General features: G+C 66.0%; 23 protein-coding genes and 3 pseudogenes. 11 read left to right on the forward strand and 15 right to left on the reverse strand.

Features of this window, described 5'->3' with window-relative positions; translation table 11 throughout:
- The 9 genes from gltB to IJ15_RS0108625 form a co-directional block, all read right to left on the reverse strand.
- Window positions 1–4,184: glutamate synthase large subunit (gene gltB / locus IJ15_RS0108585; RefSeq protein ID WP_031937929.1), on the reverse strand; the 4,184-nt coding region annotated here is incomplete at its 3' end.
- Between the two features lie 286 nt (window positions 4,185–4,470).
- Window positions 4,471–5,226, reverse strand: coding sequence for a TM2 domain-containing protein (locus IJ15_RS0108590; RefSeq protein WP_031937930.1), 756 nt, complete (start codon window positions 5,224–5,226; stop codon window positions 4,471–4,473).
- A gap of 5 nt (window positions 5,227–5,231) precedes the next feature.
- A complete protein-coding gene (gene lgt, locus IJ15_RS0108595) occupies window positions 5,232–6,134 on the reverse strand; it encodes a prolipoprotein diacylglyceryl transferase (RefSeq protein ID WP_197059783.1) in 903 nt (300 codons plus the stop codon).
- Window positions 6,135–6,139: 5 nt separating this feature from the next.
- Window positions 6,140–6,943 (reverse strand): tryptophan synthase subunit alpha, encoded by an 804-nt coding sequence (gene trpA, locus IJ15_RS0108600; protein WP_031937932.1) that lies wholly within the window; start codon window positions 6,941–6,943, stop codon window positions 6,140–6,142.
- Entirely contained in the window at window positions 6,940–8,247 is a 1,308-nt protein-coding gene (gene trpB, locus IJ15_RS0108605; protein ID WP_031937933.1) for a tryptophan synthase subunit beta, read from the reverse strand. Before trpB ends, trpA begins: the two co-directional genes overlap by 4 nt.
- A 61-nt stretch (window positions 8,248–8,308) precedes the next feature.
- Window positions 8,309–9,118, reverse strand: a complete 810-nt coding sequence (gene trpC / locus IJ15_RS0108610) for an indole-3-glycerol phosphate synthase TrpC (protein WP_031937934.1) — start codon at window positions 9,116–9,118, stop codon at window positions 8,309–8,311.
- Window positions 9,119–9,194: 76 nt separating this feature from the next.
- The gene (locus IJ15_RS0108615; RefSeq protein WP_031937935.1) at window positions 9,195–9,929 is read right to left on the reverse strand and encodes a TIGR02234 family membrane protein; all 735 of its coding nucleotides are present in this window, start codon (window positions 9,927–9,929) and stop codon (window positions 9,195–9,197) included.
- A complete protein-coding gene (locus tag IJ15_RS0108620) occupies window positions 9,922–11,523 on the reverse strand; it encodes an anthranilate synthase component I (protein WP_031937936.1) in 1,602 nt (533 codons plus the stop codon). Before IJ15_RS0108620 ends, IJ15_RS0108615 begins: the two co-directional genes overlap by 8 nt.
- 98 nt (window positions 11,524–11,621) lie before the next feature.
- Window positions 11,622–12,389, reverse strand: coding sequence for a dioxygenase family protein (locus tag IJ15_RS0108625; RefSeq protein WP_031937937.1), 768 nt, complete (start codon window positions 12,387–12,389; stop codon window positions 11,622–11,624).
- A 151-nt stretch (window positions 12,390–12,540) separates the two neighbouring features.
- Here IJ15_RS0108625 and IJ15_RS0108630 point away from each other — a divergent pair, with 151 nt between their 5' ends.
- The 3 genes from IJ15_RS0108630 (at window position 12,541) to IJ15_RS0108640 (ending at window position 14,638) form a co-directional block, all read left to right on the forward strand.
- Window positions 12,541–13,035 carry a MarR family winged helix-turn-helix transcriptional regulator gene (locus IJ15_RS0108630; protein ID WP_031937938.1) on the forward strand — a complete coding sequence of 165 codons (495 nt, stop codon included), beginning with the start codon at window positions 12,541–12,543 and terminating at the stop codon, window positions 13,033–13,035.
- An 8-nt stretch (window positions 13,036–13,043) separates the two neighbouring features.
- Complete coding sequence (locus tag IJ15_RS0108635; protein WP_051918646.1) at window positions 13,044–13,841, forward strand: helix-turn-helix transcriptional regulator; 798 nt, start codon at window positions 13,044–13,046, stop codon at window positions 13,839–13,841.
- Window positions 13,842–13,918: 77 nt separating this feature from the next.
- Window positions 13,919–14,638, forward strand: a complete 720-nt coding sequence (locus IJ15_RS0108640) for a transglutaminase-like domain-containing protein (RefSeq protein ID WP_031937940.1) — start codon at window positions 13,919–13,921, stop codon at window positions 14,636–14,638.
- Between the two features lie 25 nt (window positions 14,639–14,663).
- On the opposite strand, the gene IJ15_RS0108645 is transcribed toward IJ15_RS0108640, so the two are convergent.
- The 4 genes and pseudogenes from IJ15_RS0108645 to IJ15_RS26675 form a co-directional block, all read right to left on the reverse strand.
- A complete protein-coding gene (locus tag IJ15_RS0108645; protein WP_051918648.1) occupies window positions 14,664–14,876 on the reverse strand; it encodes a tautomerase family protein in 213 nt (70 codons plus the stop codon).
- 52 nt (window positions 14,877–14,928) lie between these two features.
- Window positions 14,929–15,108 carry a tautomerase family protein gene (locus IJ15_RS0108650; RefSeq protein ID WP_031937942.1) on the reverse strand — a complete coding sequence of 60 codons (180 nt, stop codon included), beginning with the start codon at window positions 15,106–15,108 and terminating at the stop codon, window positions 14,929–14,931.
- 685 nt (window positions 15,109–15,793) lie between these two features.
- Window positions 15,794–18,229 carry a tetratricopeptide repeat protein gene (locus IJ15_RS26015; protein WP_156112055.1) on the reverse strand — a complete coding sequence of 812 codons (2,436 nt, stop codon included), beginning with the start codon at window positions 18,227–18,229 and terminating at the stop codon, window positions 15,794–15,796.
- Between the two features lie 555 nt (window positions 18,230–18,784).
- A pseudogene (locus IJ15_RS26675) lies at window positions 18,785–18,886 on the reverse strand (heat-shock protein HtpX); the annotation flags it as partial.
- Between IJ15_RS26675 and IJ15_RS0108670 the strand changes: the two are divergent.
- The 3 genes and pseudogenes from IJ15_RS0108670 to IJ15_RS26020 form a co-directional block, all read left to right on the forward strand.
- Window positions 18,885–19,475, forward strand: a pseudogene (locus IJ15_RS0108670) (ArsA-related P-loop ATPase); the annotation flags it as partial. The pseudogenes IJ15_RS26675 and IJ15_RS0108670 sit on opposite strands and share 2 nt — an antisense overlap.
- Window positions 19,476–19,514: 39 nt before the next feature.
- Entirely contained in the window at window positions 19,515–19,967 is a 453-nt protein-coding gene (locus tag IJ15_RS0108675) for a hypothetical protein (protein ID WP_031937944.1), read from the forward strand.
- A 626-nt stretch (window positions 19,968–20,593) separates the two neighbouring features.
- On the forward strand, window positions 20,594–20,797 hold the full coding sequence (locus tag IJ15_RS26020; protein WP_156112056.1) for a hypothetical protein: 204 nt from the start codon (window positions 20,594–20,596) through the stop codon (window positions 20,795–20,797).
- A gap of 37 nt (window positions 20,798–20,834) precedes the next feature.
- On the opposite strand, the pseudogene IJ15_RS26680 reads toward IJ15_RS26020, so the two are convergent.
- Window positions 20,835–21,214, reverse strand: a pseudogene (locus IJ15_RS26680) (hypothetical protein).
- 349 nt (window positions 21,215–21,563) lie between these two features.
- Window positions 21,564–21,998: a hypothetical protein gene (locus IJ15_RS0108690; protein WP_031937945.1), complete on the reverse strand. Its 435-nt coding sequence runs from the start codon at window positions 21,996–21,998 to the stop codon at window positions 21,564–21,566.
- 217 nt (window positions 21,999–22,215) lie between these two features.
- On the opposite strand from IJ15_RS0108690, the gene IJ15_RS0108695 reads away from it, so the two are divergent.
- The 5 genes from IJ15_RS0108695 to IJ15_RS0108715 are packed head-to-tail and all read left to right on the forward strand — an operon-like array spanning window position 22,216 to window position 25,362.
- Window positions 22,216–22,887, forward strand: a complete 672-nt coding sequence (locus IJ15_RS0108695; RefSeq protein WP_231569465.1) for a hypothetical protein — start codon at window positions 22,216–22,218, stop codon at window positions 22,885–22,887.
- A 5-nt stretch (window positions 22,888–22,892) separates the two neighbouring features.
- Window positions 22,893–23,921 (forward strand): SRPBCC family protein, encoded by a 1,029-nt coding sequence (locus IJ15_RS0108700; RefSeq protein ID WP_031937947.1) that lies wholly within the window; start codon window positions 22,893–22,895, stop codon window positions 23,919–23,921.
- A gap of 7 nt (window positions 23,922–23,928) precedes the next feature.
- On the forward strand, window positions 23,929–24,327 hold the full coding sequence (gvpJ, locus tag IJ15_RS0108705; RefSeq protein ID WP_031937948.1) for a gas vesicle protein GvpJ: 399 nt from the start codon (window positions 23,929–23,931) through the stop codon (window positions 24,325–24,327).
- Window positions 24,324–25,106 (forward strand): GvpL/GvpF family gas vesicle protein, encoded by a 783-nt coding sequence (locus IJ15_RS0108710; RefSeq protein ID WP_031937949.1) that lies wholly within the window; start codon window positions 24,324–24,326, stop codon window positions 25,104–25,106. Before gvpJ ends, IJ15_RS0108710 begins: the two co-directional genes overlap by 4 nt.
- Before the next feature lies 1 nt (window position 25,107).
- Window positions 25,108–25,362, forward strand: coding sequence for a gas vesicle protein GvpG (locus IJ15_RS0108715; RefSeq protein WP_031937950.1), 255 nt, complete (start codon window positions 25,108–25,110; stop codon window positions 25,360–25,362).
- Window positions 25,363–25,364: the final 2 nt, after the last annotated feature.

A 25,364-nucleotide genomic window follows, 5' to 3' on the forward strand; every position in this document is an offset into this window, starting at 1 on the left:
GCACCGGAGTTGCGCACGCAGAATCGCTCGCCCACCCGCCCCCGCAGGAATGCCTCTCCCGACGTCGCCCCGTAGAGCAGCGTGTTGCCCGCGATCACCTGCGTCTCCGGCAGGAACAGCACGTCGTCCGCCGGCCGGACCACGACCCGGCCACCGGAGAGCCCCTTGCCGACGTAGTCGTTGGCGTCGCCGACGAGGTCGATCGTGATGCCCGGTGGCAGGAACGCACCCAACGATTGACCGGCCGAGCCGTCCAACTGGATCCGGATGGTGTCGTCGGGCAGACCCACGGCGCCGTACCGGCGGGTGACCTCCGACCCGAGCAGCGTCCCCACGGTCCGGTTGACGTTGCGCACCGGCAGTTCCAGCCGGACCGGCAACGCGTCCTCGAGCGCACCCTCGGCCAGCTGGATGAGCGTGCGGTCCAGCGCCAGATCGAGTCCGTGGTCCTGCGCCCGCACCCGCCGGCGTTGCGGCACGGCCGCACCCGCCGGCGACTCGGCCGTAGCAAAGATCGGACTCAGGTCCAGTCCCCGACTCTTCCAGTGCGCCACCCCGGCGGCGGTCCCGAGCACCTCCGGGTGCCCCACCGCCTCGTCGATGCTGCGGAAGCCGAGGTCGGCGAGATGCCGGCGCACATCCTCGGCCACGAACCGGAAGAAGTCCGCCACGAACTCCGGTCGACCGGTGAACCGCTTGCGCAACTCGGGATTCTGCGTCGCCACGCCCACCGGGCAGGTATCGAGGTGGCACACCCGCATCATGATGCAGCCCGCCGCGATCAGCGGTGCCGTGGAAAATCCGTACTCCTCCGCGCCGAGCAGCATCGCCACGACGACGTCCCGCGCGGTGCGCAGCCCCCCGTCGCACTGCATCGTGATCCGATCGCGTAACCCGCCCCGCACCAACGTCTGCTGTGCATCGGCGAGACCGATCTCCCACGGCAACCCGGCGTGCTCGAGCGACGTCAGCGGGGACGCGCCGGTACCGCCGTCGTGACCGGAGATCAGCACGACGTCGGCGTGCGCCTTGCTCACGCCGGCGGCGACCGTGCCGACACCGACCGAACTGACCAGCTTGACGTGCACCCGGGCCTGCTCGTTCGCGTTCTTCAGATCGTGGATCAACTGGGCAAGGTCCTCGATCGAGTAGATATCGTGGTGCGGCGGCGGCGAGATCAGCCCCACACCGGGCGTGGAATGCCGCGTCCGCGCGATCCACGGATACACCTTGTACGCGGGCAACTGTCCGCCCTCGCCGGGCTTGGCACCCTGCGCCATCTTGATCTGGACGTCGGTCGCATTCACGAGATAGTCGCTGGTCACACCGAATCGCCCGCTCGCGACCTGCTTGACGGCGCTCCGCCGCTGCGGATCGTGCAGCCGGTCGGCGTCCTCACCGCCCTCGCCGGAGTTCGACCGCCCACCGATCCTGTTCATCGCGACCGCGATGGTCTCGTGCGCTTCCGCCGAGATCGAGCCGTAACTCATGGCGCCGGTGTTGAACCGCGTGAAGATCGACTCGGCCGGTTCGACCTCGTCGAGCGGAACGGGCGGCCGCAATCCACGACGGAACTCGAACAGTCCCCGCAAGGTGCCGCCCTCCGCCGAGAGGCGGTCCACCTCGGCGCTGTACCGCTCGAAGACATCTGCCCGGCCCGTTCGGGTCGCGTGCTGGAGCAGGAACACCGTCTCCGGCGTGAACAGGTGCAGTTCGCCGTCACGGCGGTACTGGTAGATGCCGCCCACGTCGAGGCGGCGATGGACCCGCGCCGACGGGCTCTCCGGGTATGCCGACCGATGCCGCAACCCCACCTCCCGCGCGAGCACATCCAGACCCACGCCGCCGAGTCGGCTCACCGTGGCGGTGAAGTACTCGTCGACCACGTCGTGCGACAGACCGATGGCCTCGAAAACCTGTGCGGCAGTGTACGACCCGACCGTCGAAATCCCCATCTTCGACATCACCTTCAGCACGCCCCGACCGAGGGCGGTGAGGTAGTTGCGCACCGCGACCGAGGACTCCACTCCGGTCAGTTCCCCCTCTGCGACGAGGTCCTCGATCGTCTCCATCGCGAGATACGGATTGACCGCCGCCGCTCCGAACCCGATCAGCAACGCGATGTGGTGCACCTCCCGGGCGTCGCCGGACTCGACCACCAGCGCCACCTTCGTGCGCTCCTTGGTCCGCACCAGGTGGTGGTGCACCGCGGACACGGCGAGCAACGACGGGATCGGCGCCCGCAGGTGGTCGGAGTCGCGATCGGAGATCACCAGAGTCCGGTATCCGTTCGCGATGGCGGCACTGGCTGCCGCCCGCAGGTCCTCGATCGCCTCGGCCATGCCCGCGCCGCCGCTGTCGACACCGTAGAGCGCCCGTAGGACGGTCGCCGCGAACCCCGGACAGTCACCGTCGGCGTTGATGTCGATGATCTTGCCGAGTTCGTCGTTGTCGAGGACGGGCCATGACAGGACCAGTTGACGACACGACGCCGCCGTCGGCTCGAGGAGATTCTGTTCCGGGCCCATCACCCGCCGCAGCGACGTGACGATTTCCTCCCGGATCGCGTCCAACGGCGGGTTCGTCACCTGCGCGAACGTCTCGACGAAGTAGTCGTAGAGCAGCCGCGGACGTTGCGACAGTACCGCGACGGGCGTGTCGGTGCCCATCGACCCGAGCGGTTCGCCACCCGACGCCGCCATCGGCGCGAGCAGGACGCGTTCCTCCTCCTCCGTGTAGCCGAACGCCTGCTGCCGGCGCACCACCGACTCGTGGTCGTGCGGGATCCGCCCCCGGTTCGGGAGCGCGCGCAGTTCGAGCAGGCCCGCGTGGAGCCACTCCCGGTACGGCTCCCGGGACGCCAGGTCCGCCTTGATCTCGTCGTCGGGCACGATGCGCCCTGCCGCGGTGTCGACCAGGAACATATGGCCCGGCTCGAGGCGGCCCTTCGCGATCACATCCGACTGGGGTATCGGCAGGACCCCGCTCTCGCTCGCGAGCACCACACGGCCATCGCTGGTGTGCCACCACCGGCCCGGACGAAGCCCGTTGCGGTCGAGGACCGCGCCCACGACCGTGCCGTCGGTGAACGTCATGCAGGCCGGGCCGTCCCACGGCTCCATCAGCGACGCGTGGAACTGGTAGAACGCACGTCGGTCGTCGCTCATCGCCGTGTGGTTCTCCCACGCCTCCGGGATCATCATCAACACCGCGTGCGGCAGCGACCGGCCCCCCAGGTGCAGCAACTCGAGAACCTCGTCGAACGACGCCGAGTCCGACGCATCGGCAGTGCAGATCGGAAAGAGCCGTTCGAGCGCACCCGGGATGAGGTCGCTGCGCAGCATCGCCTCCCGCGAACGCATCCGGTTCCGGTTCCCCCGGACCGTATTGATCTCCCCGTTGTGCGCGACGTACCGGAACGGATGCGCCAACGGCCAGGACGGGAACGTGTTGGTCGAGAAGCGACTGTGCACGAGCGCGATCGCACTCGTGATCCGCCGATCCCGCAGATCCGCGAAGTACAACGCCAACTGGGCGGTCGTCAGCATGCCCTTGAACGTCATCGTCCGACTCGACAGCGACGGGAAGTACACGCCGGTGCCGGCCCGTTCGATCTCCGGTGTCATCGACTCGGCGCGCTTGCGCAGCCCGTACACCCGTCGATCCAAATCCACCCCGGCCGGCCGGACGCCGCCGACAGGCGGTGCGGACACGAAGAGGAACGTCATGTGCGGCATGCAGGACCGGGCCGTCGCGCCGACATCGGCCCCGATCGGATCCACCCGTACCTCGTGCCAACCGAGGACCTCGAGATCCTCGCGGTCCGCGATCGACTCCACCCGGCGGCGCGCCTCCGCGCGCAGGCCGGGCTCCGTCGGCAGGAAGCAGATTCCGGCCGCGAAGGTCGCGGACCCGTCCGCCGATGCCGGCGGAAGTTCGAAATCAACCAGTTCGCGCAGGAAGTCCACCGGAAGCTGGATGAGGATTCCCGCACCGTCACCGCTGTTGACCTCGGCGCCCGCGGCCCCACGATGCTCGAGATTCTCGAGGGCGAGCAACGCGTCCGCGACGATCGCGTACGAGCGGCGACCGCGGACGTCGGCGACCATCGCGACACCGCACGAGTCCGATTCCCGATCGGGGACATACAGGCCACCGGCATCGGGTTGCCGAGAGAACAGCACCGAACACCTCCACACCGGACGCGGAAATCTTCGACCGCGACCACCTGTTCGCGCATCACGCACTTCTCGGGGCGACTCCCTCCTGGGGGGTCGCCGACTACGGGCGCTGACTGCGTTGATCGGGGTCCACCGGCATTGCTGTCGACCCGTGAAGGTTGCCGAGTTTCACACCCGGCCGGGCCAGTTTACCCCGCCACGGCCACCCGAAGCGATGGCGAAAACGCACACCGCCCGCGCCGGAAAACGGCGCGGGCGGTGTGTCGGTGAGTGATGTCCTCGACGGGAATCAGGTTCGCAGCGGACGCCCCTGGGGGTCGCGCACCGCACCGGAGAGCATCAGGATGCCGTCGACGAATCCCCAGAGCCAGACCACCGGGAAGATGATGAGTCCGATTCCGAAGAAGATGGTGGCGATACCCAGCCAGAAGACGAGCAACTGGGTGAGTCCGATTCCGATACTGCCGATGTACAGTCGGCCGATTCCGGGCAGGGAGACGAAGCCGAGCAGGATCTGCAGCAAGCCGGCCGTGGCCTTCGACTTGTCCGAGAAGGGTTCACCGGTGACCGGGTCGCGCCCGAACGGCGCGCTCGGGTCGCCGTAGCCACCGCCGTAAGGAGCCGGGTACCCGGGCGCCGCCTGGTACCCCGGTGCCGCCGGGTAGCCCGAGGCCGGCGGGTACCCCGACACCGGCGGCGACGGATAACTCGGCGGGGGCGGGACCGGCGAGGTGTACTCGGGCTGCGGCGTTCCGAACACCGGCCCTGTGGGCTGCGGCACGGAGCCGCTCACCGGCGGCGGATAGCTCGGCTCGCTGCCCCACCCGGGGCCGTTCCCGACGCCCGAGTAGGTGTCCCAGCCCGGGCCCGCGGTCGAGCCGCCGGACGGTGGCACCGCGGAGGTACCCGACGTCGACTCGGACAGCGACGCGTCCGCGGTGGCGTCGTAGTCGAACGGCGAGCCGAACTCCGGTGGGGCCTGTGCGGCCCGGTTCGGTTCCTGCGGGTCCGGCTCATCGCCGCCCGACTTGCTGAGATCGATCATCGCTTCTATCCCTTCACGTCGGACGGATCGGCGCCGGCCACCCGGTGCGGCTTCAATTCCTCCGGATCCTCCCGACCCTTCTTCGCGAGCACGAAGTACGCGATCGCACCGACGAACACGATCGCCGACGTGAACGAGTTGACGCGGATACCGAGGATCTCGGAGGCATGGTCCGAGCGCATCAGTTCGATCCAGAAGCGGCCCGCGCAGTAACCGGCCACGTAGAGCGCGAACAGGCGGCCGTGCCCGATCCGGAACCTGCGGTCCACCACCACGAGCAGCACCACGATCAGCAGGTTCCACACCAGTTCGTACAGGAACGTGGGGTGAACGACCTGCAACACGACACCGTTGGACACGCCGTCGAGGGTGTCGACCCGGCCCGCGCCGTCGGTGCGCTCATAGATCTCGAGCCCCCACGGAACCGTCGTCTCGCGGCCGTAGAGTTCCTGGTTGAACCAGTTGCCGAGTCGGCCGATCGCCTGCGCCAGGATGACACCCGGCGCGACCGCATCGCCCAGCGCCGGCAACGGGATCCCCCGGCGCCGGCACCCGATCCAGGCGCCGACGGCACCGAGCGCCACCGCGCCCCAGATGCCGAGGCCGCCCTGCCAGATCTTCAGCGCATCGACGGGGTTCCCGCCGGCTCCGAAGTACGTCGGCCAGTCCGTGAGGACGTGATACAGCCGTCCACCGATCAGACCGAACGGCACCGCCCAGACGGCGATGTCGAGAACCGTGCCCTTCTCGCCGCCACGCGCCACCCAGCGCCGGTCACCCCACACGATCGCCACGATGATGCCGGCAATGATGCAGAGCGCGTAGGCACGCAGGGCGAACGGACCGAGGTACCACACCCCTTGCGGTGGACTGGGGAGATACGCGAGAAGTTGCGTCGAAGTCGCCATCGAAGTCACTGGGCCACGGTAGCCGAGCGCACGCCCTCCGCGAGTTCGGTGGTGAGGGCGCGGACCGCGCCCAGGCCCTGCTCCACCGCGGAGACGATGGCGGATCCGACGATGACCGCGTCCGCGTACGCCGCGATCTCGGCGGCCTGGGCACCCGACCGGACGCCGAGTCCGACACCGACCGGGATGTCCGAGTGAGCGCGGATCCGAGACGTCAGTTCCGGCGCCATCGACGACACCGCATCACGCGCACCGGTCACGCCCATCGTCGACGCAGCGTAGATGAACCCGCTGCTCGCCTCGAGGGTCATGGCCAGTCGCTCCTCGGTGGACGACGGCGCCACCAGGAAGATGCGGTCGAGGTGATGCTCCTCGGACGCCGCCATCCATTCGCCGGCTTCCTCGGGGATCAGGTTCGGGGTGATCATGCCGAGGCCACCCGCGGAAGCCAGGTCGCGCGAGAACGCGTCGACGCCGTACTTGAGCACCGGGTTCCAGTACGTCATGACGACGGCTTTGCCACCGACCGACGCGATCTGCTCGACGACGGTGAACACGTCACGGAGTCGCACCCCGTTGCGCAGTGCGGTCTCGGCCGCGGTCTGGATCGTCGGTCCGTCCATCACCGGATCGGAGTACGCGACACCGACCTCGATGATGTCGCAGCCCGCATCGACCATCGTCTTGTAGACGTCGATCGACCCGGCAACGTCCGGGTAGCCGGCCGGCAGGTAGCCGACGAGTGCCGCCCGCTTCTCCTCGCGACACTTCGCGAACGTCGACGCCAGGCGTGAATCTCGTTGGCTCACTTGACCGTACCTTCCTTGCTCGAATCAGCAGCGTCCTTGTCGAACAGGTCGAACCACTGCGCGGCGGTGTCCATGTCCTTGTCGCCGCGGCCGGACAGGCTCACGACGATGATCGCGCCGTCGCCCAGTTCACGACCGAGCTCGAGGGCGCCGGCGATCGCGTGCGCCGACTCGATCGCCGGGATGATGCCCTCGCGCCGCGACAGCAGCAGCAGCGCGTCCATCGCCTGGGAGTCGGTGATCGGCTCGTAGGTCGCCCGTCCGGTGTCCTTGAGGTAGGCGTGCTCGGGTCCGACACCCGGGTAGTCGAGGCCGGCCGAGATCGAGTGCGACTCGACGGTCTGGCCGTCCTCGTCCTGCAGCAGGTACGAGTACGCGCCCTGGAAGGCCCCCGGGGTGCCGCCGGCGAACGTGGCAGCATGCCGACCGGTCTCGACACCGTCACCGGCCGCCTCGTAGCCGACCAGCTTGACCGACGGATCGTCGATGAATGCGTGGAAGATTCCGATCGCGTTGGAGCCGCCGCCGACACACGCCACGACCGCGTCCGGCAGTCGGCCCGTCAGCGCCTGCACCTGTGCGCGCGCCTCGAGTCCGACGATGCGCTGGAAGTCGCGCACGATCATCGGGAACGGGTGCGGTCCGGCTGCGGTGCCGAAGCAGTAGTACGTCCGATCGGCGTTGGTGACCCAGTCGCGCAGTGCCTCGTTGATCGCGTCCTTCAGGGTGGCCGATCCGGTCTCGACGGACACGACCTCCGCGCCCAGCAGACGCATCCGGGCGACATTGAGCGCCTGCCGGCGGGTGTCGACCGCGCCCATGTAGACGACGCACTCGAGACCGAGCAGTGCACACGCGGTCGCCGTCGCCACACCGTGCTGACCGGCACCGGTCTCGGCGATGATCCGCGTCTTGCCCATGCGCTTGGCGAGCAGGACCTGCCCCAGCACGTTGTTGATCTTGTGAGATCCGGTGTGGTTCAGGTCTTCCCGCTTGAGCAGGATGCGCGCGCCACCGGCGTGCTCGCGCAGCCGCGTCGCCTCGAACATCGGCGACGGACGACCGGTGTAGTCGCGCTGGAGTCGATCCAGCTCGTCGAGGAACGAGTCGTCCCCCCGGGCCTTGTCGTACTCGGCGGTGACCTCCTCGATCACCGCCATCAGCGCCTCGGGGACGTGACGCCCGCCGTACACGCCCCAGTGGCCGCCGGGATCGGGCTCATGGGTGGAGCGCTCGGTCAGACCGGCGCTGGCGGGGGGCAGATTCCCGCCCTTGGAGACGAAGGCCTCATTGCGTGAACTCACGCCCCCAGTCTGCCCCAACCCCGACGAGAACGAATGGTCGGGTCCGCCGCCGGCCGTCGACTCAGCGAGCCGGCTTGGGGCACGACGGATGCGCACCCGCCGTGACCAGATCGGAAACGGCGGTCCGCGGGTCGCCGCTGGTCACCAGTCCCTCGCCGACGAGCACCGCGTCCGCACCGGCACCCGCGTAGGCCAACAGGTCGGCGGTGCCGCGAACGCCGGACTCGGCGATCTTCACGACGCTGGACGGCAGGCCCGGAGCGATCCGCCCGAACGTGTCCATGTCGACCTCGAGGGTCTTGAGATTGCGGGCGTTCACGCCGATGACGCTGGCGCCGGCCTCGAGAGCACGGTCCGCCTCGGCCTCGGTGTGAACCTCGACCAGCGCGGTCATGCCGAGCGATTCGGTGCGCTCGAGCAGTGACGTGAGCACGGCCTGCTCGAGGGCCGCGACGATCAGCAGGATGACGTCCGCGCCGTGCGCGCGTGCCTCGTGGATCTGGTACGGGCCGACGATGAAATCCTTGCGCAGGATCGGGATGTTCACCGCCCGGCGAACGGCGTCGAGGTCCGCGAGCGAACCGTGGAAGCGGCGTTCCTCGGTGAGGACGCTGATCATCCGTGCGCCACCGGCTTCGTACGCAGCCGCGAGCACAGCGGGATCCGGGATGTCTGCGAGTGCACCCTTCGACGGGCTCGCGCGCTTGACCTCCGCGATGACGCCGATACCCGGGGCGCGCAGCGCCGCGGCCGCGTCCAGCGCGGGGGGCGCTGCGGCAGCGGCGGCCTTGACGGCGGCCAGGTCGAGAACGGCTTCGCGGGCGGCGACATCGGCGCGTACCCCGTCGAGAATCGAGTCGAGAACGGTCATCGTGGCCCGAGTCCTTTCCGGCATGTCCGATGTGTGAGGTACCTCATCGGATCTTGACTCAGCCTAGAGGTAGGGGTTATTCGGTCTCGCGGCGGGTACCCGACCCGCCGGTGTCCTTGGTCACATCCGTCGCGGGAGGGGTTGACTCCTCGGCACGGGGAGCCCCCTCGTCGTCCGAGACGGTCGGGTCCTCACCGGCGTCGAGGGCATCCCACAGCATGCGCTGCGTCGGAGGCTCGTCCTTCGCGCCGGTGTCCGCACGCTTGGAGGCAGCGTCCCGTCGAGCGGCCGGGCTGTCGTACTTCGACGAGAGTCCGCCCGTCGCAGCCGGTTTCCGGATGAGCACGAAGGCCGCGGCCAGCGCAACCACCGAACCCAGCAACACCAGCACCGCCGGCAGGACGGAGACCTCGGTCGCGGTCACCTGCGTGGCGACTCGCTCGAATCCTGCGATGTCCGCGGCCTTCTCGTCCGACGCCCCACTCACCAGCATGCCGATCGCGGGAATCGCGGCGACGACGGCGACGATCGCGACCAGCAGACCCAGAAGTCGCACGAGCCACCCGCGTACCGCGAACGCGGCCGCGATCGCCGCGACCAACGCGAGCGCCAGCGGTGTCGTCGCCGCGGCCCAGGTGCCGCCGTCGAGGGCCGTCACGCGGTCCTCGCCCAGCCCGTCGGACGACGTCACCGTCACCCACGTCATCCGCGACGAGCCCCACAGGCACAGCGCAGCCACCGCGAGCAGCAACGCGGCCACCCCGGTCGCGCGCCGACCGGCCGCCCGTCGTCCGGTCTCGTTCTCACTCACCGTTGTTCACCTCCGAACGGTCCCCGAAGGACCGCAGCGTCTGCGCCGCGGCGATCGCGCTCAGGACCGCCATCGCCTTGTTCCGTGCCTCAGTGTCCTCGTAGACGGGGTCCGAGTCGGCCACGACACCGGCGCCCGCCTGGACGTACGCCGTGCCGTCCTTGATCAACGCGGTGCGGATCGCGATCGCGGTGTCCGCGTCGCCCGCGAAGTCCAGGTATCCGACGATGCCGCCGTAGATGCCCCGGCGGGTCGGCTCGAGTTCGTCGATCAGCTCCATCGCGCGGACCTTCGGCGCACCCGACAGCGTTCCGGCGGGGAAGCAGGCCGTCACCGCGTTGAGCGCGTGCTTGCCCTCCGCCAGGCGTCCGGTCACGGTCGAGACCAGGTGCATCACGTGGCTGTACCGCTCGATGTGCCGGTAGTCGTGCACCTTGACGGTACCCGGCTCGCACACCCGGCCCAGGTCGTTGCGACCGAGATCCACGAGCATCAGGTGCTCGGAATTTTCCTTCTCGTCGGCGAGGAGATCCTTCTCGAGCAGGATGTCGTCCTCCTCGGTGGCACCACGCCACCGGGTTCCGGCGATCGGATGCGTCGTCGCGGTCCCGTCCTTCACCGTGACGAGCGCCTCCGGACTGGAACCGACGATCGAGAACGCCGTCTCCCCGTCTGCGCCGGGGACCTGCACGAGATACATGTACGGACTCGGGTTCGATGCGCGCAGCATGCGGTACACATCGATCGGCTCAGCCGCGCAATCCATCTCGAATCGCTGCGAGAGCACCACCTGGAACGCCTCACCGGCCTCGATCTCACCGATCAGCCGTCGGACATCGGTCCCGAAGCTCTCGGTGGTGCGCTGGCGCCGGTAGTCGGGTTGCGGGCGGGCGAACGTCGAGACCGTCGAGTGGGCGGGTGCGGCGAGCGCCGCGGTCATCCTGTCCAGGCGGGCGACGGCGTCGTCGTACGCGGCGTCGACACGCTCGTCGGAGCCGTCCCAGTTGACGGCATTGGCGATGAGCGTGATGGCGCCCTCGTGGTGATCGACCGCGGCCAGGTCGGTGGCGAGGAGCATCACCATCTCGGGGATCTGCAGGTCGTCGACGGCATGTTCAGGTAGGCGTTCGAGGCGTCGGACGGCGTCGTATCCGAGGAACCCGACCATGCCGCCGGTCAGCGGCGGGAGGTCCGGCAGGCGCTCGCTGCGCAGCAACTCGAGGGTGCGCCCCAACGCCTCCAGGGGATCACCGCCGGACGGCGCGCCCACCGGGACGTTGCCGAACCACGCGGCCTCCCCGTCCTGCACGGTCAGCGCTGCGGGACTGCCCGCGCCGATGAACGACCAACGCGACCACGACCGGCCGTTCTCCGCCGACTCGAGCAGGAAGGTGCCCGGACGGCTGCCGGCCAGCTTGGTGTACGCCGACAGTGGAGTCTCGGCATCCGCCAACACCTTTCGGATGACGGGCACCACGCGATGCTCCGCCGCGAGAGCCCGGAACTGCTCCCGCGTGGTGGTCGAATCGTGCCGGGGACCCTCGCCCGGAACTGCCGAGGTAGCTGCTGGGATGGTGGTGGACTCGCCGCGCATGCACCCATCATCCCAGGCGGCACCGGGGCGCTGCGCGCCCGTGCGCCTTTTCGGTAGCGGCCACCGCCTGAAGTGCGCACCGGCGCGGCGCCGGCGCGTCAGGCCACCTGGATCGATCGTTTCGCCAGACCCATCCAGAATCCGTCGATCACCTGCCGCGGGGACTGCTCCGGGTCACTCGAGGCGCCCAGCGTGACGAACAGCGGCGCGAAGTGCTCGATCGTCGGATGCGCGTACGGCATGCCGGGCGCCTGCGCACGGAAGTCGAGCAGGGCGTCGACGTCGCCGGCGGCCAACCGCTCCCCCGCCCACGCGTCGAACTCGGCCGACCAACCCGGGGCAACCGCATCGGGCGACGGATCGCGCAGGAACGGCAGCCCGTGCGTCGCGAAGCCCGACCCGATGATCAGCACGCCCTCCTCGCGCAGGGGCCGCAGCCGCCGCCCGAGGTCGAGCAGACGCTGCGGGTCGAGCGTCGGCATCGAGATCTGCAGGACCGGGATGTCGGCGTCCGGATACATGACCGTCAGCGGCACGTACGCGCCGTGATCGAGGCCGCGATCCGGCTGGTGGTGGACGGGTTCACTGTCCGGCATCAGCGCCGCGACCCGACGAGCCAGTTCCGGCGCACCGGGAGACCGGTAGGTCACGTCGTAGAACCGTCGAGGGAATCCCCCGAAGTCGTAGACGAGCGGCGTCCCGGTCGCGGTGGCGCCGATCGTGAGCGGCGCTGACTCCCAGTGCGCGGAGACGACGAGGATCGCCGTCGGACGCGGCAGGTCGGACGACCACTGTGTGAGTTCGCGGACCCACCGTTCGCTGTCGACCAGCGGGGGTGCGCCGTGGCTGAGGAAGATCGCGGGGATGTCGGTCACAGGAACTCCTTTGTTGAAGCTTCAACCTAACATGTCCCTCAACGCTCCCTCCGTCCCGCTATTCCCCGGTCAGCGGGCCGCCGCGGACATTTGGCACGCTGGTACCCGAACACCGACTTTCAGCGATCGGAGAAACGAGCCGATGGGCGCGCAGGACAACACCGACACCAAGTGGCTCACCGCCGCCCAGCAGGACGCCTGGCGCACCCTCGTCGCCCTCGTGACGCGACTGCCCGCAGCGCTGGACACCCAACTGCAGCGGGACTCCGACCTGGCCCACTTCGAGTACTTCGTCCTCGCCGTACTCTCGGAGGCCCCGGACCGGCGACTGCGGCTGTCGGAACTGGCGCAGCAGGCCAACGCGTCGCTCTCCCGCCTGTCGCACGTCGTCACCCGGCTGGAGAAGCGGGGCTGGGCCCGTCGCGAGACGGTCGCCGGGACACGGGGCGCGTTCGCGGTCCTCACCGACGCGGGCCTGGCCACGGTCGTCGAGGCGGCACCCGGGCACGTCGCCACTGTGCAGGCGCTGGTCTTCGAGGGGCTCGACGACGATCAGGTCGCCCAACTGTCGTCGCTGGGCCGCGCCCTCGTCGATCAACTCGACAAGGGCATCGCGGCAGGCACCGGCAAGGCCTAGAGCGAACCGTGGCTGCCACGTCGGCGGAACAGCCGACACCCGCACGATTCCCGTGGGAGGGCGTGCTCACGCTGACCCCGGGGGCGGTTCTCTACGTCGGCGCCGGCGGCGACGCGGAGATCCACGCGCACCACGCCGTGCAGGTCATCGTCTCCCTGGACGAGCCGTTCGTTCTGGAGCTCGAGGACGGCCTCCATCCCGCGGCGGCCGCGGTCGTCCCGAGCGGGCTGCCGCACGGATTGCGCTGCAACTCCCGCAGCCTGCTGTTGATGCTGGTCGAGCCGTTCGGTCCGCGGGGCCGTGGACTCAGCGTCGCCGGACAGCGCAGTCGTGGCCAGGAGGTCGAGGACGCGCTCGCGCGCATCGCCACCGAGCACTCCCACGATTCGAGCACCGTGGCCACGATCGACCGCCTGGTTCGGACGATCACCCCGACAGTCCAGCAACCGCCCACCCACTTGTCCGCGCCGGTGCGCTCGGCGCTTCGGTACATCGAGGGGAACTCCGGTGCACGGCCCACCCTCGGCCACGCGGCCGCCGAGGCGCACCTGTCGCCCTCCCGTTTGACACACCTCTTCACCCGGGAGGTGGGTATCCCGTTTCGTCGCTACGCACTTTGGGTGCGGCTACGGACCGTGGCCGAGCGAGTGGCGGAGGGCGACAACCTGACTCGGGCGGCCGTCGCCGCCGGCTTCAGCGACTCTGCGCACCTCAGCCGGGTGTTCAAGAGCAATTTCGGCCTGAGTCCGTCCGCCCTGTTGGGGATGCAGTTCGATCGCGACGCCTGGCCCGGCGGCACCACCTGACCCGACGGGGCACCGTCCGGGGAAGGTCAGCCGCAACGTTCAAGCGTTCGAGATCCCGCTCCCCCTAGGTTCGACTCATGGACGTTCACCGGAAATCCACCGCGATCCTCGACTACGACCACCCCTCGATCCAGTCATTGGTGTCGATCCACGGATGGCTCGATCTGCACTATGGAGAGCGCATCGGTGCGGTCTACGACTTCGTCCGGGACGAGATCGGCTTCGGGTACAACGCGACCGACGCGCTACCCGCGTCCCAGGTGCTCTCGGACGGGTACGGCCAGTGCAACACCAAGACCACGCTCCTGATGGCGCTGTTGAGAGCGGTCGAGGTGCCCTGCCGATTCCACGGGGCGACGATCGACAAACGCCTGCAGAAGGGCGTCGTCGACGGGATCCTCTACCGACTGGCCCCGAACGACATCCTGCACAGTTGGGCCGAGGTCCGGTTCGACGACCGCTGGGTCGACCTGGAGGGCGTCATCCTCGACGCCGACTATCTGGCCGGACTGCGCAACACGGTCGCGTCGAATGGTCCGTTCCTCGGCTACGGTGCCGGCACCGAGGACATCGCCGACCCGCCGGTCGCCTGGACCGGCACCGACACCGCGATCCAGAAGACGGGAGTGAACCGCGACCTCGGGGTCCACGACGATCCGGACACGTTCTACCGACAGCACGGAACCAACCTCAGCGGAGTGCGGGATCTCCTGTATCAGAAGGTGATCCGGCACCTGATGAACCGGAAGGTGGCCTCGATCCGCGGGCGCGCGACCAGCACAGCGGCGAGCCGCTAGATCAACTCAGCGGCGAGCCGCTAATTCAACCCAGCGGCTCGCCGCCGACGCCCCAGTTCTCCCGCGGCACCTCGGTGATTGTCACCCACACCGACGAGGCGTTCTTCCCGGTCGCCTCGGCGTAGGCCTTGGTGACGGCGGCGATGGTCTCGCGCTTCTGTTCGGCGGTCAGTCCGGGGGTCTGGCTGATCTGAATGATTGTGTCGGTACTTTCGGATTGACCATTGACTAGATACATACGCCGTACGGCCCGCCGCCACTATCGTGATGCGCTGAGGAGTTCCACGACCTCAGCTCAAGGGCACTCCCCCAACCCCCCAGTTCTCGCCGAGAACCTCGGTGATCGTCACCCAGACCTTGTCCGGGTTCTTCCCCGCAGCCTCGGCATACGCCCTGGTGACCGCTTCGATCACCGCCCGCTTCTGTTCCCTCGTAAGCCCCGGTGTTTGAGTGATCTGAATCATCGGCATAGGAAGTACTGTGTCACAACCTCATTCGACCGCCTCGGACACCACTCGCGTTCGATTCCGTGACGCGATGTCCACGACTCCACTCAGGGCTTCGAGCTCGCGGTGCAAACGGTAGTTCTCGAGGGCCAGGCGCTGCACGCTGACAGCAGCGGCCGCCACGTCACCTCGCAGGACCGAGTTCTCTTTCCGAAGCCGATCACAGTCATGGCAAGGTCCGGTCGACCGAGTAGCACTCCCGCGAGCAACGGGTTCGATTTCGTTGATCGTTCGGATCTCGTCGACGACATCTGCGAAGTTGTGTTGGACAATCCAAAATGGCGCGCGATCGACAGGACGCTCAATCGCGTGCTTCCCTCGCCCCGGCTCGGGTCCCGCACCACTACCCGCACGTCATCAATGTCAGGAATCGAACCACGTGGCTTCACGATTTGCTCCGGACATTCTTATCGAGGAATTCTTCAATCTGCTCGACACGGCGAGCAAACGGCAGGGCTCGCGGACGTACTCCGGGACACTGCGATCCGCGAAGACCACCCGGGAGGCGCGCTCGGTGCGAACTGGAGAAGCATCGTGTCCGGTGTCACCGCGAAGTACTTGGCCGACAGTTAGCGGAACCGAGGGCCCAGGTCTTCAAGGGTGGGCGTGAACGGCAGTGCCGGTGCAGGCACTGCCGTTCTTGCTCTGTCTATGCCAACAGCGAGCATGCCTTTACGAGTTCACCGTGGAGCCGGTGTCCTGATCCAACTGCACTAGCGGCAGTACCGATTCGGTCGCTGAGGATAGACGACCTGCGCGGAGAAATGCTCCGGCTCCACTTGACCACAAAATCTACTACCTGCCGTATGGCTCGCTCTTGCGAGTTGGAGGTTGGCTCCTCAAGCTTCTGCCATGATTTGAACAGTACGATCGCACATTCTGCAATGGATTCGGCAGTCTTGCTGTGGGGACCACCTTCGTTCATGGCTACTACTCCGCTGTGTATTCCGACTGATGCCTTATCGAATGATTCTTTGAATCGTCTGGCAGCGAACTCGCGGTCGGCCCAGCGAGCCCAACTGTCGACGAGCACGGCCAGAACGATTCGGCGGTGGCGCCCGCTTGTTTCTTCCAAGTGGTTTTCGATAGTCTCCTGGCCGTCTTTGAAGTTCCCAGTCCAGATAAGAACTCGACCGAGCAGGAATGAGGTGTCGCTACATGGAAAAGTCTGGTACGCGGATTTGGCGTGGGGTAGTGCCAATCCTGCATCGTGGAGATCCTTCGCCATGACGTTTGCTAGTGAATAGTTTGTTGTCGCGGTAACGATCGGGTCGGTAGCGTAGGAGAGTGCCATTTTGTATTCGGACACCGCGTTCTCGTACCGCCGCTCGAGCGTGTTTACAAAACCGGAAATTCGATAAACTTCAGAAAACTCGGGATTAAAGCTTCTCGCGCGTTCGATCTGTTCATGGGCCCTATCGTACTGGCCTGACTTGGCCATTGTTACTGCGCGCGACAATAGAAATGTTGCGGGATGGTCCAATTCGTCCGAAGGAAACACGCGCTCCGGATTGATCCGCTCCTGCTTCTGTTGAGCGTTATGCTCGACCGAGGCCCGGAATTGCCGTTCTCGCTGAAGGACAGCACCAATGAAGGCTCCAGAATGATCGGGCCGCGCTACAAACATTCGTGCCGTCGGTGTGAGTGCAAGTTTGCCCGCCACCGCACCTGCAGATTCGGATTCTACTGAGACTAGTGAACCTTGTGTGAGTTTTTGGGTCGCCGACCGCAGATCGTCGATTGACATATCGGTAAGAATCGCGAACTCATCAAACCCGATTGACCTGTCCAGTGCCCGAAGGATGGTTAGAACCGCCCTTGCATTCTGGGGGAGGCCGTCGTATACGTTCTTAACGCAGAAGTCCAGCAGTTCCCGTTGGTCCCTTAGGGTGTCGAGTGGAACCTTTCCCGCCTCACTCGATAGGACGTACCAGCGAATCGCTAGCGGGCTACATCTGAGCTGTTCAACGACCTTGTCTAGGGTCTTCTCGGACAGTCCTGCGAGCTTTCGTTGATTCCTTGCCTTGGAGAACTTTCGAAGTAGCAGCTTTGCCTCTTGTGCGCTCAATGGAGGTAGAGGGAATCTCCGCTCGAGCTGGCCGATTCCTAACCGGCTCGTAAACAGGTAGTTGACAGACGGTGGAAGAACATCGTACATGTGCACGATTTCATCCCCCTGTGCAGACTCCAAGTTGTCAATAATGATCAGACATTCGATTCCCTCAAGTGCGTGCGATAGGTCGGTCAGCCTGCCCGTGAAATCGTTGTCGAGCCCTCGTCCGAGCGCAACAATCGTCTGGTCGATTCCTTGGATTGCGTTTCTAAGTTCCTCGACCCCATAAGCCGTAAGCCTCTCGGTCTTGAGGGAGACCCAGAGGATTGCTTCGTAAGGGTTTGCGTCGGAGTCAAGTATGCGATACGCGACGTCGAGCGCGAGGGTTGTCTTGCCGATTCCGCCCTCCCCTGTAACAGTAATGACGTTCTGGCGCCGCCTTATTAGCGCCTGGAATAGTTTCTCCGACTCATCTTTTCGGCCGATGAAGGAAGTTTCGTCGTAGTCAACCTCGGGGAGATTGTGGAGGGTCTTCTCGAAAGGCACGGCGGACCGCTCAAAGTATGGCTCCCAGGTGGGGTCGCGTCGAAGTCGGCCGATGACAACGACGGTTTCCTCCCATGCTCGAGAATGAAACCCTGACAGTATAGAAACTGCAACTATTGGGTCGTCTGAGTTCAGTGGTCTACCGTGCATCACGCGGTGTCGAATTGGAGAAAGCTTGGCGACTGACGGGGCGTTGTCGCGAATTTCTTGGACCACCTCAGTTGGAAGACAATCTTTATTTCTCAGCATGATATCGAAACATGTTCCGAGGTCGAGGTAGTGGATGATGCTGACGTGATCGCCATTCTCATCAAGCTTCTGTCGGCGAGACGCTTCGGTGAACTCGGCTTCAGTCAGGATGTCGCGTTCGGTCAGATGGTCGAGAAGATTCGATTCGATAGTTCGACGCATGTCTTGTTCGAAACTGTCGATTAGCACATACAAGCGTGCCCTGCTCATCCGTACGTCTTCGATCGCCAGGCTCAAGTTGACCTCCCCATCGGTTTTGCAGCAGGTTACCTCGCGCGCAGCTATCCAGGGCAAGCGCGATATGCAAATCTGGTCGAGCCGTACCCGCCTCGACCCGAGCGACACCGAAGTCAAGAAGGTCCTCTACGCCCGGCTTGTGTGCTGTAGGCCGGACAACTCTCCACCGCAGCAGAGTCTTGTTCATGGCCTACCGTCACATCTCCCAGGGGCATCGATCCCGGACCTGCCGGCCCTCTTGCCCGATGTGCGACTGCACTGGACCACAAGACCGTGACGGGCCGCCGCCCTCCTCAACTTCCGAGTGGACTTCCTCCTACTGCTATACAGTCCACCGCAGCGTCCTCGAATTCGACGGCAAACAGCTCTACACCGACGACCGCGGCCACGCGTCACCCGTAAGATACGCAGACAACATCCGTGCCGACCGCGACATGAAGCTGTGCGGATACGCACGTATTTCGCTTCGGCGACCACGAACTCTGCACCAAACAACACGCACTCCCCTAGCCTTCCGTGACGCCCCTACAGGGGCGAAGAGCGGGACATTTGTGGTCAGGGGTGGACGGGTTCGGTGGTCAGTTCGGCGATCGGCGCCTCGACCTTCGCTTCAATCTCGTCGCGGATCGGTCGGACAGCCGCGACGCCCTCGCTGGCCGCCCTCGACGACCAGGGCCACGCCAACCTCGCCGAAGACCTGAAATCCCCGTGCACCGAGGGAGTGTCCGTCTTCCATGCCTTCTCCCGGGTCATCCACGAATCCCGCCGACGCTTCGTCGTCGTCGACACCGCCCCCACCGGCCACACCCTGCTCCTACTCGATGCCCCCGGCTCCTACCACCGCGAGATCGCCCGACAGATGGGCGAGAACACGTACTACACCACCCGGCTCATGCGGCTGCAGAACCCCGACGAGACCAAGATCCTCATCGTCACCCTCGCCGAAACCACACCCCGCCTCGAAGCCGAAACTCTGCATGCCGACCTCGAGCGTGCCGGCATTCACCCCTGGGTATGGGTCGTCAACAACTCAATCGCCGCAGCGAAACCAACATCACCGCTGCTTCAACGCCGCGCGCACACAGAGTTCGCCGAAATCGATGCCACCACACGCGCGCACACCCACTGTCGCGCGCACACCCGCTGCGCCATCGCCCCGATGCTTCAAACGGAGCCCATCGGTATAGCTGCGCTCAAGGCCCTAGCCCACTCTGAGCGACCTGCCATCGAGAACATCTCATATTGAATATGCCGAACGGTCGGTTCAGCTAGCTATCATCGAGGGATGATTACGATCGCACCGACAGCGAGGCAGCCTGGGGTGCCCCTGTCTCTGTCGGTGCACGTGGATTTCGGGCCTGCGGCGCAACAGATGCAACGCGCCTTCGAACCCGCGATGGAAGTCATGCGGCGGAGCGCCGCCATCCTCGACATGCTCGACCGTACACGCCAGGTGCTCGATATCTTCTGGGAGCGCGCCCGCCGCTCCAGCGCGTGGCTGTCGAGTCTGGCGCCGGCGAAAGTCAGCAATCTCGACGAATCGCTGGGGCAGTACCGTCGCCGGTCCATCGATGCCGACGGCCACGTCCACGCCTTCCTCCGATCGCTGATAGTGCGCCACCGCGGGGGTGGAGACCCACCCGGACACCTCGTCTCGACCCAGCCGCAGGTCACACGCGGCCCTGACTACCGCAGGTCTTTTGCCGAAATAGACCCTGCGGTGGTTCTGCACGCCTGAGCATCAGGCAGCAGTCCCCCGCACTAGTTGCTGAGGACTAATCCCGGTGCATACCTATCTCTTCTCTGCTTTCGACTCCGTCGCTCCCGGCTCCTTCATGTGCGCGATGGTCGCGCTGGTGCTTCTCTTCTGGGCTGTCTGGGTTTCCTGTGCGCTGTTCGTTGCGCTGAAGTCGGACGGAGACCGTGCCGATCGCGCTCGCGACCTGGTCCGCATCTTCACGGACCTGCTACGCCGCGGCGGGAGTGATCAGCGGTGACGGTACTGTCCGGCCGACGAGGCCGGCCACCGCTGTGCTCTCCTGAGGTACTTGATCGGACGATCGCGATGCGTCTGGCTGGTCTGTCCTACCGGAGAATCTGCGAGATCTTCAACGCCGAGGGCCTCCCAACCCCGGCAGGCCGGCCTGTCTGGCATCCGTCGTACGTGTATCGGCTGACCGGGACACGACACTGGATCGAGCGCCTGGCCGAGGCCAAGAGTTCAGCCGAGGGACTGGTCGGACTTGCAGCAGAAGGCAATTCGTCCCCACCCCACGCACACACAGAGGTCACGGAGAACCGGCCCACGCGCCGTGAAGAATCGACTGGTCATCAGCGCCCCCAATCAACCAACGGAGTCGAGGCGTGCCACCGCTGGACGCCTACTCAAGCTCATCGATCAGCTCCTGGACGCTGTTGCAGCGGCGCGCTGCGGCGGAAGTGGCGGAACTCGCCCTGATTGCCACCGAGCACGCGGAAAAGTTCGCTGTTGTTCCGGCACTAACTGAAGAACCTGTGGGAGTCGTGGCGCTTGGCGCACTGAGCGTCTCAAGCACAGCCATCAAGTGAGTTTGGAGAGTCCCACGCGGGCACTCGGCGCAGCGAGCTATGCCACGAATGTCCGGGCAGCGGCCAATATGAGCGACCAGTCCTCCAGGGTGCGGCCTTGCTGGAGCATCTGGGCGGGCGACCGGTCGTCGAGGTCACAGTTCATCCCTTGGAACCAGCCCTGCGCGACCGCTTTGTTGTTGCGGTCGGCAATCAGTCGCGATACGCGAACCGAAGTCGCGCGATGAGCTCGTGGCTGTCAATCTCGACGGAGCCCTCCGCCCACTGCCGAATAATCCGTGTATCGCTCACTCCACCGAGGTAGGCGACCAACTTCGCTCCGAGTACTTCGCGGAGTGCGCTGGTTAACTCAGCGGGGCCCATAAACGCTGCTTCGGAATACGCGTCAAGATCCGGCCGTGGGTGCGACGCCGCCATGCAATCCACCTCCAATCCCACGATAGGTCCGAGCGTGTATACGCATCGTGCAACTTGGATCCAGCATTCTCAACTTTTTGCACAGCGCAGAGATCTAGTTCCGAAGACGGCGATCAGAGAGGCATCAATGCCCGTCAATATGGTTCGCCGGACCAACACTCTGGGCCACTACGCCAAGGCAGCAGACTCGACCCATGAGCCATCGTTGCCGCCGACACCGGCAGTGGTCACTGACCGGTCATACACAAGCACCAGTGGCATGCCGCCATTGTCGCCTCGGTCCATGTGCGGCCGATCTTCGGGGCCGGGCGTGATTCATCTGCCGACCGGGCCGGGTTCGCCCAGGTCGTCAGGGGCAGGCCGGCGTGACGATGTCGTAGATCTGCTCGGCCTGATCCTGCGACGGCTCGGTGCCGTTGTTCGCCGCCAGTACCCGGATCTTCTCGGTCACCTGCTCTTCTCTGACCCCGTTCGCGAGGTCGTTGCACGAGGTGATGACGATGTTCTCGATGCTGTCGTCGTCGCGGTCCGCGGAGAGATCCGCGTAGCCGGTTCGGAACGAGACCACGAACGCATCGAGCTTGGCCTGATCGATGGTCCCCAATTGTTCGGTCGATGTGACCGAGGAGGGGCTCGACCCGTCGGTTTCTGTTTCCGTGGTCACCGGCATCTCCATCGATGTCTGCATCGTCGTGTCGGTGTTGTCGTCGTTGCCGTCTCCGCACGCCGACAAGGTGAGCACGGCGCCGGCACCTACCAGCGCGGTGGCGATGATCTTCTTCATTCGGATTGCCCGTCTACTCAGAACCTCGCGTGGACGGTACGTACCCGGTCGGCCCCTCGATCAATCGTCGCCGCCGAACAACCCATCACCTTTCGGTAATCCGTGTTTGCGGCAGTCCAATAGGGGCTACCCGTCGCACGGAGCGGATCGATCCGGGCCGTCCGGGTGTCGGACACTCGTCTCCCTCGTACGAATGGAACCCGTCATGAAAGGTGGCATGCGAATCGCCCTGGGCGTCGCAGTCGGGTACTTCCTGGGCCGAACGCGCAAGATGAAGGTTGCTCTGATGCTGGCCGGCGCGGGCGCGACCGGTCGTCTCCCCAGCAACTCTCGCGAGTTGGTCCGGGAGGGCATCAAGAAGCTCGGCGATTCCGCAGAGGTCGGAAAACTCACCGAAAGCGTCCGAGGCGAACTCACCGATGCGGCGAAACGCGCGGCAGTCGCCGCGGCCAGCAACCGGATCGAAGCACTCACCAGTCGCATCGAGGGTGTCGGTGACGCCGCGGGCGACGGTGTCGGCAAGGTCGGCGAGCAGGTGGGCAAGGTCGGTGAAGGGCTCCTGGGCGGGGAACAACCGGAGGAGGAGCACGAAGAAGCCGAGACCGAGGCCGCCGAGCCGGAGGTTGACCGCGAACGCACCCGTGCCCCCCGGCAACGGAAGAAGCAACCGGATGCCGAACGCGAGGATGCCGACGCAGAAGACGGACACGACCGGGCCGAGTCGTCGACCGAAGACTCCGGGCGCCGGCGCACTGCTTCGACGTCGTCACGTACCTCGGCGTCGCGCCGCAGCACCCCCCGCACCCGCAGGGAATCCGAACCCAAGTCGCGGACCCGCTCGCGGCCCACTACGTCCACCGACGCACCTGTGCGCCGCACAGGGAGGTGACACCGATGACCGCCACGAAGGATGGGATCGAGGAAGAGCAGGGGTCCGCGGTCGGCGCGGACCAGCTCAAGTCGTCGTTGCAGCATCTCGTCGGTGCCGTAACCCAGAAGGGGGTCAAGTCGCTGACCGACACGATCACGTCGACTGTCGGCAATCTGGACCAGTTCGCGTCGAACGGCGGCAGCGGCGGCCTGGCCTCCGCTGTGTCCGGCCTCTCCCAGGGAGAGTCCCCGGCCAAGGTAGCGCTCAAGGCAGGAATGTCGTCCGTGACGGGAAAGATCAAGGAGAAGGGACGCGACCTCAAGGAAGCCCTCACCGGAGGCGGCAAAGGCAAAGGTAAGGGCAAGAAGGACAAGATCACCAACATCGTCGAGCAGATCGATATCGGTGCACCGGTCGACCTGGTCTACGACCAGTGGACAGAGTTCGCCGACTTCCCCCGCTTCATGAAGAAACTCGAGCAGGTGGAACAGGTCTCGGACGAGAAGCTGAGGTGGAAAGCGCAGGTCTTCTGGTCCCACCGTTCGTGGGAGTCCACGATTCTCGAACAGGTCCAGGACGAACGCATCGTGTGGCGGTCGAAAGGCGACAAGGGATACCTCGACGGCGCGATCACATTCCACGAACTCACACCCGATCTCACAAGGGTGGTGGTCGTGATCGAGTACCACCCGCAGGGCTTCTTCGAGAAGACCGGCAACATCTGGCGCGCGCAGGGTCGGCGAATACGACTGGAGCTCAAACACTTCCAACGCCAAGTCATGATCCAGACACTTCTGCACCCGGACGATGTCGAGGGGTGGCACGGAGAGATCCGCGACGGTGAGGTGGTACCCGAGGAGGAGCGCGACGAATCCGAGGGCGACGAGGAGGAGTTCGACGAACCCGAGAACGACGAGGACCGGGGCGAGGACGGGCAGGAAGAGCAAGACGAGCCGGACGAGCCGGACGAGCCGGACGAGGACGACGAGAGCGCAGATGCCGAGTCCGGTGACGACGACACGGCCGGGACGCCACGGAAGAGCCGGAGGTGACAGGAAGATGACCATGGTTCAGAGCGGCGGCGCGGCGGGCGGGCCCAGTTCCCAGAGTCTCGCGGATGTCGTGGACACGATTCTCGACAAGGGCCTCGTGATCGATGCCTACGTGCGGGTCTCCCTCGTGGGCATCGAACTCGTCACGATCGACGCGCGCGTCGTGGTGGCCAGCGTCGACACGTATCTGCGCTTCGCCGAGGCGGTCAACCGCCTGGAGATTTCGGAAACCCAGCCGAAGGGCCTCCCCGACGTGGTGCAGGACATGACCACGGGCGTCGCCGAAGGCAAGACGAAAGGCGCAATCGAGGCCGCCGGCGAGAAGGTACTCGACTTCCTGGGCAGCTCGCAGGACGAGCGCGAGCGGCAGCCTCGCGGACGTTCCGGTGGAGGTGAGGAGGGATGACCGAGGAGAAGTCCGCGCCCGAGGAGAGCGCAGCCGTGGTGTACGTCTACGGACTGGTGCCTGCGGACGTGGAAGTGAACGAAGACGCCACCGGCATCGGATCGCCTCCGCGGCCCCTCGAGATCGTGACGCACGACGACGTCGCAGCCCTCGTGAGCAAGATAGATGCGGACGCCCCACTCGGGAGCTCCGACGATCTTCGGACCCACGCCGCGGTTCTCGATTCCACCGCCACGGTGGCACCGGTGCTACCGCTGCGGTTCGGCGCCGTACTCACCGACACGGATGCGGTGATCTCCGAGTTGCTCGAACCGTACCGGGACGAATTCCGCGACGCGCTCGACCAGTTGGAGGGAACGGTCCAATTCATCGTCAAGGGCAAGTACGTCGAGGATGTGATCCTGCGCGAGATCCTGTCGAGCGACCCCGAGGCAACGCGCCTGCGGGACGCGATCCGCGATCAGCCCGAGGAGGCGACGCGTGACGAGCGCCTCGCACTCGGTGAACTGATCAGTCGAGTTTTGACCGCCAAGCGCGAACAGGACACCCAGCGCATAGCCGAGGCCGTCGAACCGGTCGCCACGGCCGTGTCGGCGCGCGAGCCCACCGACGACGAGGGGACCGGCATTGTGGCCGTGCTGATGCCCGCGGACCGGGCGGCCGAGTTGGACAAGGCCGTGGCTCCGCTGATCGACGACTGGCAGGGACGCGTCGACGTGACGGTGACCGGGCCGCTCGCCGCATACGACTTCGTGAAGACTCGGGCACCGGGAACCTGACATGGGCCTCTTCTCTGCCGTCTTCGGACTGCCACTGGCTCCGGTCCGGGGCGTGGTGTGGATCGGGGAGGTCGTTCGCCGCCAGGTGGAGGAAGAGACGACGAGTCCGGCTGCGATGCGCCGTGACCTCGAGGCGATCGAGGAGCGCCGGCGTTCGGGGCAGATCTCGGAGGACGACGCCGCAGGTGCCGAAGACGAAATCCTCGACCGGGTCACGCGAACGAGGGACGTCGAAGCCCCGGACGGAGAGGAGTGACC

It is taken from the genome of Prescottella defluvii (assembly GCF_000738775.1).
GTDB classification, from domain to species: Bacteria; Actinomycetota; Actinomycetes; order Mycobacteriales; family Mycobacteriaceae; genus Prescottella; species Prescottella defluvii.